This is a genomic window from Lysobacter sp. M15 (genome assembly GCF_022662515.1).
Classification (GTDB): domain Bacteria; phylum Pseudomonadota; class Gammaproteobacteria; order Xanthomonadales; family Xanthomonadaceae; genus JAKPBU01.
Genome location: NZ_JAKPBV010000006.1, coordinates 1 through 14,435 on the forward strand (window position 1 = coordinate 1; position 14,435 = coordinate 14,435).

The 14,435-nt window shown below is 68.4% G+C and carries 12 protein-coding genes; 1 reads left to right on the forward strand and 11 read right to left on the reverse strand.

Annotated elements, in window-relative coordinates; all coding sequences use genetic code 11:
- Positions 1 to 2,023 (reverse strand): isopeptide-forming domain-containing fimbrial protein (locus MC380_RS05260; RefSeq protein ID WP_242163448.1); only part of this gene is annotated, 2,023 nt, incomplete at its 3' end.
- A gap of 398 nt (positions 2,024 to 2,421) precedes the next feature.
- On the opposite strand from MC380_RS05260, the gene MC380_RS05265 reads away from it, so the two are divergent.
- On the forward strand, positions 2,422 to 4,134 hold the full coding sequence (locus MC380_RS05265; RefSeq protein WP_242102623.1) for an ATP-binding protein: 1,713 nt from the start codon (positions 2,422 to 2,424) through the stop codon (positions 4,132 to 4,134).
- Positions 4,135 to 4,259: 125 nt separating this feature from the next.
- Here MC380_RS05265 and MC380_RS05270 read toward each other — a convergent pair whose 3' ends face one another.
- From MC380_RS05270 to MC380_RS05315, 10 genes are all read right to left on the reverse strand, one after another.
- On the reverse strand, positions 4,260 to 6,653 hold the full coding sequence (locus MC380_RS05270; protein WP_242102622.1) for a two-component regulator propeller domain-containing protein: 2,394 nt from the start codon (positions 6,651 to 6,653) through the stop codon (positions 4,260 to 4,262).
- Between the two features lie 124 nt (positions 6,654 to 6,777).
- Positions 6,778 to 7,542: a response regulator transcription factor gene (locus tag MC380_RS05275; protein ID WP_242102621.1), complete on the reverse strand. Its 765-nt coding sequence runs from the start codon at positions 7,540 to 7,542 to the stop codon at positions 6,778 to 6,780.
- Between the two features lie 546 nt (positions 7,543 to 8,088).
- On the reverse strand, positions 8,089 to 8,994 hold the full coding sequence (locus tag MC380_RS05280) for an SMP-30/gluconolactonase/LRE family protein (RefSeq protein WP_242102620.1): 906 nt from the start codon (positions 8,992 to 8,994) through the stop codon (positions 8,089 to 8,091).
- A gap of 4 nt (positions 8,995 to 8,998) precedes the next feature.
- Positions 8,999 to 10,609 carry a sodium/sugar symporter gene (locus MC380_RS05285; protein WP_242102973.1) on the reverse strand — a complete coding sequence of 537 codons (1,611 nt, stop codon included), beginning with the start codon at positions 10,607 to 10,609 and terminating at the stop codon, positions 8,999 to 9,001.
- Complete coding sequence (locus tag MC380_RS05290) at positions 10,606 to 11,250, reverse strand: 2-dehydro-3-deoxy-6-phosphogalactonate aldolase (RefSeq protein WP_242102619.1); 645 nt, start codon at positions 11,248 to 11,250, stop codon at positions 10,606 to 10,608. Before MC380_RS05290 ends, MC380_RS05285 begins: the two co-directional genes overlap by 4 nt.
- Before the next feature lie 258 nt (positions 11,251 to 11,508).
- Positions 11,509 to 12,186: a hypothetical protein gene (locus MC380_RS05295; RefSeq protein WP_242102618.1), complete on the reverse strand. Its 678-nt coding sequence runs from the start codon at positions 12,184 to 12,186 to the stop codon at positions 11,509 to 11,511.
- 103 nt (positions 12,187 to 12,289) lie between these two features.
- Positions 12,290 to 12,736: a copper resistance protein NlpE N-terminal domain-containing protein gene (locus MC380_RS05300; protein WP_242102617.1), complete on the reverse strand. Its 447-nt coding sequence runs from the start codon at positions 12,734 to 12,736 to the stop codon at positions 12,290 to 12,292.
- The gene (locus MC380_RS05305; RefSeq protein ID WP_242102616.1) at positions 12,733 to 13,449 is read right to left on the reverse strand and encodes an HAD family hydrolase; all 717 of its coding nucleotides are present in this window, start codon (positions 13,447 to 13,449) and stop codon (positions 12,733 to 12,735) included. The genes MC380_RS05300 and MC380_RS05305 overlap by 4 nt, the downstream gene beginning before the upstream one ends.
- Before the next feature lie 85 nt (positions 13,450 to 13,534).
- Complete coding sequence (locus MC380_RS05310) at positions 13,535 to 13,753, reverse strand: hypothetical protein (protein WP_242102615.1); 219 nt, start codon at positions 13,751 to 13,753, stop codon at positions 13,535 to 13,537.
- A gap of 111 nt (positions 13,754 to 13,864) precedes the next feature.
- On the reverse strand, positions 13,865 to 14,287 hold the full coding sequence (locus MC380_RS05315; RefSeq protein WP_242102614.1) for an EF-hand domain-containing protein: 423 nt from the start codon (positions 14,285 to 14,287) through the stop codon (positions 13,865 to 13,867).
- Positions 14,288 to 14,435 lie beyond the last annotated feature (148 nt).

Genomic DNA, 14,435 nt, shown 5'->3' on the forward strand with positions numbered 1-14,435 from the left:
CCGGTGGCGTGGTCGGCACCACCACGTTGCCGACCGAACCGGTCGCGTCGGCGTCCACCGTCGCGCTGTACGCGAAGGCGTGCGAGCCCACCGCGGCACCGGCCGCCAGCACGCAGGTCACCACCTGACCGCTCGCCGTGCAGCCTGCGGGGACTGAGCCGGCCAGCGTCAGGCCGTCGCCCAGCGTGTCGGTCAGCGTGATCGCCTCGGTCGTCGGCGCGCCCGCCACCGTCACGGTCAGGGTGTACGCAATCGTCTGGCCAACCGCGACCGCCGCGCCGCTGGCCGGGTTCGATGTCTTCGCCACTGTCGCGGAGGACGTCAGCGGATGCTCGGTCTCGCAGCTCGTGCACTCCGGGTCCGGACTGCCGCCCGGCGGCGTGGTCGGCACCACCACGTTGCCGACCGAACCGATCGCGTCGGCGTCCACCGTCGCGCCGTACGCGAAGGTGTGCGGACCGACCGTGGCGCCCGCCGCCAGCACGCAGCTCACCACCTGGCCGCTGGCCGAGCAGCCGGCCGGCAGCGCGCCGGCCAGCGTCAGGCCGTCGCCCAGCGTATCGGTCAGCGTGATGTCTTCGGTCGTCGCGGTATTCGCCACCGTCACCGTCAGCGTGTAGGCGATGGTGTCGCCGGCGCTTACCGCCGTGCCGGAGGCCGGATCGGAACTCTTGGCGACGCTGGTCGCCGGCCCCAAGGGCGTGGTTTCCTCGCAGTCGTTGCCGGCGGCCGTGCAGTCGATGGAATCGTTGGGGAAGGTCACCGCGTTGGCGATGCCGGACACGCCCGCGGGCACCGGATCGTCGATCTGCACCACGAAGTCCAGCACCGCGCTGCCGTTCGCCGGCAGGTTGACCGCGCTGGTGTTGGTGCAGGCGGTGCCAGTGCAGGTGAAGTCGTTGCCGGTCGCCACGTCGGTGGTGTTGGCCGGCACGGTCTCGGCCACGTCGCCACCGAACAGCGTCCCGGCGGCACCACCGGTGTTCTCGATGGTGATGGCATAGGTGAGCACGTCGCCCGGAACGACCGCGGCGCCGTCGACGTAGGGCTGGCCGTTGACTTGGGCCAAGGTCTTCTCGACCGAGAGTTCCGGCTCGGCCAGGATCGGGAACGCGCACGAGGCCAGGTCGCGCGCGCCGCCCGCGCCGGTCGGCGCCGACGGCGTCAGGGCGCCCGTTGCCGGATCGTAGGCGTAGTACTGGCTGGGGCTGTTGTTGTTGGCGAAGTACAGGCGGCCGTCGTCGCCATAGGCGATGCCGGCCCACTGGATTGTCGATGGCTGCCCGCCCAGCAGCGGCCGCGTCTGGCGGACGGCCAGCGGGTTGCCCGGCGCCGAGAAGTCGATGCGGTACAGGTCCTGCCCGGTCGCGATCCAGCCGAAGCCCTCGCCGTCGAAGGCGAGATCGCCCGAGCCGGTGTTGGTCGGCGGGACGTCGTACTGCAGGTTGCCGATCTGCTGCACGCCGTAGCCGAAGCCGGTCGCGTTCGCGGTCAGCCGGTAGACCACCGGGGAGCTGCCGCTACCGATCAGGTAGCCGACGCCGTCCGGGCCGATGCCGGCGCGCGGCAGGTCGCCGTTCGGGATGCCCGCGGGAAGCGCCTGGTACCAGCCACCGTTGTCGGCGTCGTAGGCCCAGAGCATGGATCCGGTGGTGGCGTGGAACAGCAGGCGATCGTTGACCGGGTCGACCATGAGCGCGTTGACGTTGCCGCTCACCGTCGGCAATGCCAGCTCGGGCACCACCGCATCCGCGCCAGCGCCGGGCTCGTAGCGCCAGACCTGGACGCCGTTGACGATGTTGTAGACGGCGTTCGAAGTCGCGCCTCCGCCCGGCGCCGTGCAGAAGCTGTAGTTCGCCGCCGCTGCGATTGCGACCGTCGCGCTGTCGGTGTTGTTGCTCGGATTGGTGTCGCTGGTGCCGTCCGCTGCAGCGATCGTCGCCGTATTGGTGACGGAAGCCGCCTGCGCTCGGGCGGGCGGGGCGGTCAGCCCGCAGAACCCGGCCACCAGCGCCAGCACCATGCTTGCGGCGGCCGCCCTGGCCCACCGGATACTGTTCGATCGCACCTGCAACCCCCTTGGAAAGTCCGCGGCGTACCGGCGCGCATGGGTGCGCGTCGGTGCCGTCTTCGTCATGCGGTCACGGTCAGGGGTAGGCGTCCGTCACGCCGGACACTTCATCGATGCGAAGCCTTGGCTTCCCAACCGGGCTTCCGACGCGCCCGGTGCAGTCCCAGGCTTTGTGAAGTGCGTCAAGAAGCGCGCGCACTTTAGGCAGGGAAAAATGCGACATCAATCACGTTCTCTCACCAATCCTCACCGGAAGCGGGTTGTTTCTGCGACAGACCTGACAATCGCTCCGGGACGCCTGTGTCTATCCTGTCCACCGCTGGCCACCAACACGCGCGAAGGGAAGAGAGATGGAACCGCTGACGGTAGGCGCCGAGGCGCAGCGCGCCGTTCGGCGCATGGCGGACCCGCCCGGGCTCGCACCCGCCGTCCCGCCGCAGGACCGCCGCAACGCGCTGATGCTGCAGACCGTCCTCGCGATCACGGTTGCCGCCGCAGGATCGATGGCGGTGCATTCGCTGCTCGGCGGACGCGACGCGGCCAGCAGCGAAACCTGGGGGCCGCTGGCCATCGCCGTCTACGCGCTGGGCTGCCTGTGGCTGCTGCGCCGCAGCCGCTACCGGCTGTCGGCGGCCTTCGCCGTCTGCGGCGGGATGGTGCTGATCGGCGTGAGCTACGCCAACTACGGACTGCAGGCGCAGGCCGGCCTGCAGATGACGCATCTGATTCCGCTGCTGTTCGCCGGACTGTTGCTCGGCCGCGCCGCGGTCTGGTGGACGGCGCTGGCCAGCGGCGTCGCCCTTGCGCTCGGCGCGCGCATCGACCTGATGCGGGCGGCGAACGCGGCGGCGTCTGCGCAGGTCCTGCCCGACCTGGTGCTGTCGACCTTGAACTTCCTGGTCCTGGCGGTGATTCTCGATCGGCTGATCCTGTCCTCGCAGCGCGCGATCGAGCGCAGCAATGCCCTCGATGCGGCCAACGCGGAACTCGAACGCGAGATCGAACAGAACGAGCGCGCCCATGCGCGCCTGCTGCACACGCAACGGATGGAGGCGATCGGTCGTCTGTCAGCGGGCGCGGCGCACGATTTCAACAACATCCTGCATGTGATCCTGGGGCTCGCCAGCTCGCCCACCTCGCAGGAAGCGGAACGCGACGGCACGCTGGCGATGATCCTCCAGGCGGCCCAGCGCGGCGCGGTGGTCACCCGCCGCCTGCTGAGCTTCAGCCGCAACCAGGAGCGCCAGGTATCGGTGTTCGATCTCACCGAAGCCGTCGCCGGCATGGGCCCGCTGATCGAACCGATGTTCCACTCCGGCGTCCGCGTCCGCCTGGACAGGACCTCGCTGCGCCTGTTCGTCGAGGCCGACCGCGATGAGCTGGAACTGGCGCTGCTCAACATGGCCAGCAACGCCAGCGATGCGATGCCCGAGGGCGGCCGTTTCGGACTGGCCGTCGAACGCGACGGCGACCACGCGCTGATCCGCGTCGAAGACACCGGCACGGGCATGACCGACGAGGTGCGCGCGCGCCTGTTCGAATCGTTCTTCACCACCAAACCCCGGGATCGCGGCACCGGCATCGGCATGACCATCGTGCAGCGCTTCGTCGCCGACAGTGGTGGGCGGATCGATGTCGACAGCGCGCCCGGACGCGGCACGCTCATCCACCTGCGCCTGCCGCTGGCCGCGGCAGGCGACGACCCGCGGACGGACGCGGTGGACGGCTTGCGGGTACTGCTGGTGACCGGGGACGATGCGATCATGACGCAGGCCGCGCAGGCGCTGCGCGCCGGCGGCTGCCATGTCGATGCCGCGAAGCTAGGCGATGAAGCATTGGCGTGCGCGCTGTACACCAGCCACGTCGACGTAGTGATCGCCGACCAGGATTTGCCGGATATCGATGGCGCCACGCTGCTGTGGCAGCTGGGCAACGTGCTGCCCAATGCACGGCGCATGCTGTTGGCGGACGACTTCCTCTCTGACCTCGACGACCTACGGATCGTGCACCTGCCCAAACCGCTCGACAACGAGCGATTGTTGCAGGCCCTGCGCGCCGCCTAAGGAAGATCCGAACCACTGGTTTGCTCGTCATTCCCACCTTCGCTGGAATGACGGCAGTCATTCACAATGGGGCCGAGCCTTCGAAGAGCTCTACACGGGCGCGGCGAAGCGACGATCTACTCGGATCATTCGCGGGGCGCGGCGCCGGGCTCGCGGTGCCGATCGCGTCCCTGGCCGAGGCTACCGGCAGGCCGGCGGCGGCCGATCGCGGACGGCAGCCGCACGCGCTCATGCCGGGTGCCGCCAACCAACACCACCAGCCCCATCGAGGTCGCCAGCGTCCAGATCCAGGGTCGCTGGTACCACGGTTGCGGGTGCATGATGCGCAGCCTGGCCGCCACCGGCGACCACGGGCCTCCGGCGACGCGTGCCTGCACTTCGAACAGGTGCTCGCCCCACGGAACCGAGGGATAGAGAATGCTGCGGTCCTGTCCGGCCTCCACCCAGTCCGCATCGAAACCGGACAGGCGGAAACGGAAGCGGGTTTCCCGCGGCCTGCTCAGATTGATCGCGGTGTAGCGGATCTGCAGATTGCGGGTGAACGAGGCCAGATTCAGGACGGCATCGGGGATCTCGCGCGCCACACCGGCCGCCGCGACATCTTCGATATGCGCACGTGGCGGCGCCGGACGGACTTCGGGGATACGCTCCGGGTCGAGCACGGCGAACCCTTCCACCAGCGAGAACCACAGCCGCCCCTGTGCGTCGCGCAGGCAGGGCGAGGTGGTCCCGCCGTTGATCTCGGGCGGCATCAGGCCTTCATCCGCCGCAAACACCACCGACTCGATCGTCTCTCCCGCCCCGCCCGGCGCCGGCAACAAGGTCACGCCGCGGTTGCCTCCGAGCCACAGCCGACCGCGGTCGTCGGCAAGGATGCAGGACACGGCCTCGTCCGACAGGCCATTGTCGCTGCCGTAGCTGTGCACGCGATCGCCCACGATGCGGTTGAGGCCGCCGCCGTAGGTTCCCACCCATAGCGCACCGTCGCGGTCCTCGTAGAGGTCGCGGGCAAAGCGCGAGGAGAGACCTTGCTGCGGCGACCAGCGTTCGACGACCCGATCGCCCACCAACCGCACCACGCCCTGGTCGCCCACGAACCAGGTCCCGGCGCGTGCGGACTTTACGAACCGATTGATGCGCATGCCCTGCACCGCGGCGATACGCCGCCGATCGAGCACACGCCCTTCGCCGTCCACCCGCAGCACGAAGGTCGACGCGCCGGCGCTGACCAGCAGGCCGCCATCGTCCTGTTGCCCGATGCCGATGGAGCCGATTCGCGGCCAGGAGGCAATGCGCTCGACCGCACCATCGGTCATCCGCCCCAACTCGCCCGAACTGGTCCCGATCCAGAGCGCACCGCTGCGATCCAGCAGCAGGCTGGAAACGCAGTCGTTGCCCAGGACCTCGCCGATCGGCCATTCGCGCACGCGGCCGTCGGCGCCGAAATGGCGCAATGCACCGCAGGCCAAGCCGAACCAGAACCCGCCCCGACCGTCCGGCGCCACCGCGCGCCCCGATCGGCCGCTTCCCAGCTGCGCCTTCGCAAGCAGGCCGAACACCGGGTCGCGAAGCCGCAGCAGGCCCCTGCTGGTGGTGCCGATCCAGAGATTGCCCTCATCGTCGCGGGCCAGGCTGCTGATGCCGGTTCCGGACAGTTCGGACACGCGGCGCCAGCTTCCCGGCGCGTGTTCGCGCAAGACCTGCCTGTCGCCCTGCGCGACCCACCACCGGCCGTTCGCGTCCCGGGCCGCGTACCTGGGCTGGATCACGTCCTGCGACGTCCAGCGCCGGTCGTCGTGACGGTAGCGGTAGAGCCGCTGCGGAGTTCCGACCAACAGGCCGTCGCCGTCGCGCTCGAGCATGTATACGTCCGTCTCGCCATCGGGCAGCGGCACGTCGCGCAAGCTGTTCCCGGACACGATGTGGAAGCCTTCGTAGCCGCCGACGAACACCCGGCCGCTGCCGTCGATGACTAGGTTGTTGTAGCCGGCGCGGCCCGGGCGCGCGAGGCGCATGGCGCGCATGCTGGTGGGATCGAGCCGAAAAATGCCGTCGCCGCTGGCGACCCATATCGAGCGGTCCGGCGCCTGCGCGATCGCGGAAACCTGACAGGTACCGCCGCAGATCGACAGATGACGGAATGCACCGCGCTCGAACACGCTCAGCCCGGCGTCCTGGGTACCGATCCACAAGCGTCCGCGGTCGTCCTCGAACAGGGACAGGACGCGATCGCTGGCCGGCCCGCCGCGGCGTCCGCCTATCGCCGATGGCGCGTCCCGGGCGGTTCGTTCGCGCAAGATGCGGAACGTCGATCCGTCGAATCGCGCCAGCCCGCCGAAGGTCCCCAGCCAGAGGTAGCCGTCGCGGCCCTGGACGATGGCGTTCACGCCCGACTGCGGCAATCCGTCGTCGTGGGTGAACGCCCGCGGCACGAACCGGTAGTCCGGAACCACGCGCTCCTCCGCCATGGCCACGGCGCAGATCGTCAGCAGGACGAACGCCGCCAGCGGCAGGCGCATCGACCTCACCGTACGCGGCTTCCCATGTCGGAGGCTGCGGAAGGCCGGCGCGGGCGGTGCCACGCCTGCACGAAACGCGGATGACGTGCTCCGGATCGGAGCCGGGGCGGCAGGTCGCGGCCGATCACCACACCAGCACGTAGCCGATCCCGCGCACAGCGCGCAGCGGTAATTCCACTCCCGCGTGCTTGAGGCATTTGCGGCGCAACCGGTAGACCAGCATTTCCAGCCGGTGCGGATCGAAATCGTGCACGTTCTCCACCAACCGTTCGATCAGCGCATCGCGCCGGACCGGAATGCCCGGCTGCGCCGCCAGCATCGAAAGCACCTGGCGTTCGGCCAGGCTCATCTCGACCTCCGCACCGACCGGCGTCACGATCCGCCACGCGGCCTCGTCAATACGCCAGCCCTGCGCTCGAACGGGGGCTGGCGCGGCCGGTGCGGCTTCGACACGGCGCTTCAGGTTCCACAGCGTGGCCGTCAGCGTCTCGATGTCGGTCGGCTTGTGCAGGTAGACGTCCGCGCCGGCGCGCAGGCCGCGTAATTGGTCCTGTACCGAGCTGAGGCCGGTCAGCATGACGATTCCGATCGAGCCCGACAGGCTGCGCAGGTGCGCGGCGATGCCGAAGCCATCCTCGTCCGGGAGCGAGACATCGAGCAGCACCAGGTCGTAGCGCCGGGCCGTCATGGCCCGATAAAGATCCAGCGCGCTCGCCATGCCGTCCACCGAGAAACCGGCCGCCGCCAGCCTGGGAACCAGGAACGATTCCCTGTACTGGGCATCGTCTTCGACCACCGCCAGGGTAATCCGGTCGCTTGTCGATCGCGCTTCCGATGCATCGCGGGCCGAATCCGAGCCTCCCGCGTCGTAACTTCCCTGCAATTCCATCAACGTCTTCCCCTTCGACCACCGCCGCTGCCGTCACCCGCCCGGTGATGGCGCGAGGGCGATGCCCGCTTCCTCACGATTTCCCTCGCCCGACCCTGCGTACCGGCGTCGCGCCGTGGCGCCGAACCTGCCAATGCGTTCCAGCATCCGGGTTGTCCCCATGTACCGCCGCCGCGGCCCGGCGCAACCATCGCGCAACGCTTCGCTGTTAACGCTACCAGCGTGCGAACGCAACGTCCATCGCCTAGACGCCGGCTCGCGACTCCGGTCGATCATTTTGACCGCGGATCCAGCCATCCGCAGGGTCCGTGCTGACAGTGCGATGCGGGGTAGGTCGGAAGACAAGAAGAAGGCGTTTTATGGGACGGGACTGCGACAGCGCACCTGGCTGAGCGAGAACGACCAACACGAAGAATCGGAGCGCTGGGAACGGCCAAGGTTTCGCCAGAAACACTCGTGGCGATGCAGGACCAGGAACCCCTTTGCTGGTTCGCCTTGCTTTCGTCTCGAACAAATGTCCGTTCCAAAGCCGACGGCGCCGGCCGTTCATGCCGCCAGCACCGCAGGCGCGAGCCGCGCGCGGTTCTCCGGCAGGCCACGTGCGGAGGTCTCGTAGAGGAACACATGGCCCGCCTGCGGCTGTGTCACGCGCGCGGCTGCGTCCAGGCCGATCCACGCCGAGGTCACGCACAGTAATTCGAGCGCATCGCCGCCGAACGCCACGCAGCTGGGCTGCATCGCGCCGGGTGTATCGACGGTTTCGAGCACCTCGCCGGTGGGCGAGTAACGCACGACCCGGCCACCGCCCCATTGCGCGTTCCACACTGCGCCCTCGGCATCGACCGTGGAGCCATCGGGCTCCGCGCCCGGGCCGGTGCGCGCGAATTCGCGGCGCCGCGACGGCAGGCCGCTGTCCGGGTCGAAGTCATAGGCATGGATCGTGTGCCGGGGGGAATCGGCGAAATACATGGTGCGTCCGTCCGGGCTCCAGCACAGGCCGTTGGAAATGCCGATCCCGCGCTCCCGCTCCACTGCCCTGCCGTCCGGGTCCAGGCAGTACAGGCTTGCGCTGTACGGCACGGCACGCGTCGCATCTTCGACCATCGTCCCGGCCCAAAACCGCCCTTGGCGATCCACCCTGCCATCGTTGAAGCGCCGCCCGCTGTCGGCCTGTTCGCATCGATCCAGCCAGCGCACCCGCCCGTCGCGCGGATCGAACAGCGCGAAACCGGTGGCGAACGCCACCAGCAGGCGCGCATCGCCTTCGATGAAGGCAAAACAGCCCGGACGTTCCGGGGTGGCGAAGGATTCCAGCGCGCCCCGCCCCAGGTGATAGCGATGCAGCGCACAACCGCTGATGTCGGTCCACCACAGACAGCCATCGTCCGCATTCCACTGCACGCCTTCGCCGTGCAGATGCGCGACCGGAAGCACTTCCAGCAATCGCGTCATGCGTTCACCACCAGGTGGCGTAGAGCGCCACCAGGACGCCGACGACTGCCAGTGCCCCGATGTTGAACCCGGTACTGGTGCGATAGCTGACATCCTGGGTGTCGATGCGGTTAGCGTTCGCGCGCGCACGTACCAGCAGCGAAATGACCACCGCCAGCGCCAGGGTGATCAGGAACACCAGGCCCATGCGGTCCAGGAACGGCAGTTCCGGCCAGAAGATCTTGAACAGATACGACAGTGCCACCGAGCCGGCCGCGGCCGCGATCGCCCCGGCCTCGTTGGCCCGTTTCCAGAACAGCCCGAGCAGGAAGATCACGGTGATGCCGGGGGTGAAGAAGCCGGTGAATTCCTGGATGAACTGGAACGCCTGGTCGGACTTGCCCAGCAGCGGCCGCGCGGTGAGAGCCGCGAGTATCACCGCGACCGTCGCGGCGATGCGTCCGACCCGGACCAGCCGGCGCTCGTGCGCGGCGTCGCCGCCGCCATTCGCGGAAATGCCGTCTTCGACACGACTGGGAACGTGCCGGAACTTGGCGTAGAGGTCCAGGGTGAAGATCGTGGCGATCGAGTTGATCTTGGACGCGGTGCTGGCGATCACCGCGGCGATCAGCGCGGCGAACACCAGACCGAGGATGCCCGGGGGCAGCAGCCGCATCATCGTCGGGTAGGCCTCGTCCGGCTTGGCCAGGTCCGGTGCGAGCATCACCGCGGCGATGCCCGGCAACACCACGATCACCGGCATCAGCATCTTCAGGAACGCGGCGAATACCACACCCTTCTGCGCCTCGCGCAGGTCCTTGGCCGCCAGCGCGCGCTGGATGATGTACTGGTTGAAGCCCCAGTAGCTCAGGTTGGCGACCCACATGCCGCCCAGCAACACCGACAGCCCCGGCAGGTCCTTGTAGAAGGGATTGTCGGGCTTGAGGATCATGTGGAAGTGGTCGGGCGCCCGTTGGGTCAGCAGCTGGAAGCCGCCGAGGATCCCGGCATCGCCGCCGATCTTCGCCAGCGTCAGTCCCGACACCAGCAGGCCGCCCAGTACCAGCAAGGTCACCTGCACGATATCGGTCAGTGCCACCGCCTTGAGCCCGCCGTACAGCTGGTAGAGCAAGGCGAATGCGGCCAGCAGGTACAGCGCGGTGTCCTGGTCGATGCCGGCGATCTTGGTCACCGCGATCGAGCCCAGCCAGATGATCGAGGTCAGGTTGACGAAGATGTACAGCGCCAGCCAGAACACCGCCATCAGGGTGCGGATGGTCGGGCCGTAACGCTGCTCGAGGAACTGCGGCATCGTGTAGATGCGGTTGCGCAGGAAGATCGGCAGGAACCACTTGCCGACGATCAGCAGGGTCAGCGCGGCCATCCATTCGTACGAGGCGATCGCTAGGCCGATGGCGTAACCGGAGCCGGACATGCCCACGATCTGTTCGGCCGAGATGTTGGCGGCGATCAGCGACGCGCCGATCGCCCACCACGGCAACGCCTTCGATGCCAGGAAGTAGTCGTTGCTGTCCTTCTGGTGCCCGTGTTTCTCGCGCGCGACCCACTGCGCCAGGACGAAGATCGCCACCGCGTAAACGCCGATGACCGCCAGGTCGATGGTTGAGAGCATCAGGTCGCGCCTCCCTCGACGCGTTCGGCAGATGCGGCCAGCGCCGCGAAGAATGCATCGGCGCGCGCGCCGACTTCGGCCGCGGCCATGCCGGGCAGATAGAGGCTGGCGCCCAGACCGAAACCGTCGACGCCGGCTTCGAGCCACTGCGCGGCGTTGCGCGCGTCCACGCCGCCCACCGCATGCACGCGTACGCCGGTCGGCAATACCGTGCGCAGCGCGCGCAGATGCCCGGGGCCATAAGTGGAGGCCGGGAACAGCTTGAGTTCGGTGGCGCCGGCGGCAATTGCCTGGAAAGCCTCGCTGACGCTGCCCACGCCCGGCATCGGCACCAGGCCGAGCTCGAGCGCACGTGCAATCACCGTTGCATCGGTATTGGGCGCCACCAGCAGGCGTGCCCCCGTGGCGTGCAACTGTTCGACCTGCGCCAGCCCGAGCACGGTCCCGGCGCCGCACAGGCAATCGGCGCCGAAGCTTTTCTGCAGACGGGCAATGCTGGTGAACGGGTCGGGGGAATTGAGCGGCACCTCGATGGCCCCCACGCCGCGCGCGACCAGCGCTTCGGCGACGTCCAGGATCTCGTCTGGGGTGATACCGCGCAGGATGGCGACGACGAGCGGCGCGGTGTCGTTGGAGGGCAGCATGTGCGCAATGCTCCTTCAGCACGGGCAGCGCGGCAAGCACCAGTCCAATTACGACGGTACGCCGTCGCAAAAACCAGGGTGACCCCCAAAGGTTCTACGTGGCGACGGGAATCCCGCGGCACGGTTCGAAATCGTTGGCGGGGGCCGCACGGGATGCGCTCGCGCCGGAACGTTCCCGCCCGTTGTCTGCGTCGCTGTCCGTCACAAACAGGACCGGCGGCGCATGGCCGCCGGTCCTTTAACGGATTGGAAAGGCGATCAGCCTTTGCCCTTTCCTTTGTCGCCCTTGTCCTTGCCCTGCCCGCTGCTCTTGCCAGCGGGCTTGCCCTGCGCTTTCGACTTGCCGCCGCCGGACTTGTCTGCCGGTTGCGCATCGCTCTTGCCGCGGCCCGAGCCGGCCTGCACCGGCTTGCCCTTGCCGGGCGCGGCTTTTGACGGGCCCTTGCCGCGATTGGGAAAATCACGCTCCAGATCGCGGTCGAGCACGATCGGACGGTTCCAGCGGTCGTAGGTCGGCACGAAGCCGCGCTTGAGCCGATGGAACTCGGCCGAACCCGGCTTGATGCCCAGGCGCTGGGCAACCACACCCCAGCCCTGGCCGTGGTCGCGCTCCCATTCGTCGACCACGTACCGGCATGGCCGGCCGATGATCTGGGCCAGCGAACAGGCGTAGTAAACGTCACCCGGCGCCCATCGGCGGTTGACGATCAGGTCGAACACCAGATCGCGCGGCGCGCCGTAATAGCGCGTCATCTCGTTGATGAAGGGCTCGCGATAGCGGTAGCCGTAGTCGTTGATGTCGGAGAGCCGGGTGTCCACCCACACGTCGCCCGTGCGGGGGCTCCAGCTGAACACGTAGTCCTGTGCGAATGTGGCGCCTGCCGCAGCCGTCAGCGCAACGGCGAGGGCGATGGCCTTGATCCTGTGATGCCGCATGGGGAGCCTCCGGTGGGGTGGTCGCTGCTGCGCGGCCGAGAACGCCATCATGCGACGCGGCCGTGAATGCGTGTTGAAATCGCACCGCGCCGCCCTGAGGCGTTCAGCGGCGGGGCGAGGATGTCACCGGCACGAGAAGGCCGTCGGCATCGTTGCCCGCCAGCCGACGCCCACGCCCATCCCGCGGTTGCAGGCTGCCGTCGCCAAGCAGCGCATAGTTGAGTCGTGCACCATCGTCGGCCTGCAGTTCCAGCAGATCGGCCTCGCGCTCCCAGCGGCCGCTGGAGACGAAGCGCACCGGCCGCTCGGCAAGGTAGGTCTCGGTCAGCACGAAACTGCGCTTCCCGCTTTCGCGCACCAGCGCCAGCCGGGTCTCGATCCCGTCGCAATCGGCGCACGGCTGCATGCCGGCCCACTCGAGCCGTCCGTCGCCCTGCTCCACCGGCGCCAGGATCGCCGGCGCGTCCCCTGCGTCGCGGCTGCACGCGGCAAGAACCAGCATGACTGCCGCCAGCAGCACCCAACCACGGATCGGGGCGCGCTTGATCATGCCGGCCCCAGCGCGCGGATCGCGGCAGGGATTTCCGCCGGAGTCAGGACCCGTCGCACCCTTGCGCCGTCGGCGATGGGCTCGGCTTCCTCCTCGTGGGCCCAGGTCACGTGGTAGGGCATGTGCACACCCCAGCCGCCGAGCGCGACCACCGGCGCGATGTCCGAACGCAGCGAATTGCCCACCATCGCAAACTGATGCGGCTGCAGCCCGAATTCGTCCAGCACCCGCGCGTAGGTCGATGCATCCTTCTCGCTGACGATCTCGATCCTGGGAAACAGATCGGCCAGGCCGGAATCGCGAACCTTGGCTTCCTGGTGGAACAGATCGCCCTTGGTGATCAGCACCACGGCGTGGTCGGCGGCGATCGCCGCGACGGCGTCGCGGATCCCAGGCAACTGTTCGACCGGATGCTGCAGCAGCGACTTGCCCAGCAGCACGATGCGATGCATGTCGTCGCTGCCGATCGCGCCGTCGGTGATCTCGAACGCGGCCTCGAGCATCGACAGGACCATGCCCTTCACGCCATAGCCGAACAGCGCCAGATTGCGCTTCTCCACGGCGTAGAGACGCTGGTACACGTCGTCCAGGTCGACGTAGGTGGCGAGCATGCGCTCGAACTCGTCCTGCGCGGCACGGTAGTAGTCCTCGCTCTTCCAGAGCGTGTCGTCACCATCGAAGCCGACCAGACGGATGGCGGAAGCATTGCGCATGGCGACAGTCTACGTCGCCCGGAACGACGAAGGCGGCCCTCGGCCGCCTTCGCATGTTGCATGTCGCCTGCGCGCCAGGTCGCGGCTAGGGCGTACCTGCCGGCGGCGGGGTTTCGGTCGGCGCGGTCGCGTCGGCCGGCGGCGGCGCGGACGGATCGGCCGGGGGCGGCGCGGTGCTGCTGTCCATCGGCGCGGCTTCGGCGGCCGGGGACTCGGCATTCTCGTCGTTGGTGCTGGCGCAGGCGCCAAGGCCGAGCGTGGCGAACGCGAGCAGAGCCAGCGCCGGGGTGCGAAGGGTCTTCATCTTGTGTGTGCTCCAGAATGTCATGACGGCATCATCTTCCTGCGATGCGCGACTAGCGAAGGTACGCCGCCGCAGACCCGCAGCGCGGGCCGCGGCGACTGGGTGTTGCGGTCAGCCTTCGTTCTGCGGCTGCGCGGCGTCGGCCTGGTTCTTGGCGACGAAGGCCTTGTACTCGTCCGGGGTCAGCGCGCCGTCCTTGTCGGCGTCGGCATCATCGAACACCTGGGTCAGGGCCTGCACCGAGGAAGCTTCGGTCTTGGTCAGCTTGCCGTCCTTGTCGGCGTCGAGATCCGACCAGGTGATCTTCTTGGTTTCGCCTTCTGCCGGGGAAGCAGGGGTGGCCGGCGTTGCCGGGGTGGCGGCCGTCTGCGCGGCCGGATCGGCAGGCTGTGCCGGGGTGGCAGGCGTCGCGGGATCGGCGGCCGTCTGCTCCTGCGCGGTCGGTGACGCGGTCTGGTCCTGCGCGAAAGCGAGCGGCGCCGACAGCGTCAGGCCCAGTGACAGGGCGGTCAACAGTACATTGCGGGACTTCATTTCGGTCTCCATGGAGGGGGGTTTGGAGTACGCGGTCTGCGCCACGTGCGGCCACCATGCCAGCGGCGAAATGAACCTCCGCCGTTCAGTGATTGTTATGGTTACGTTGTCTTAACCACGCAATAAAAAAAAAGCGCTAGCCCCAGCC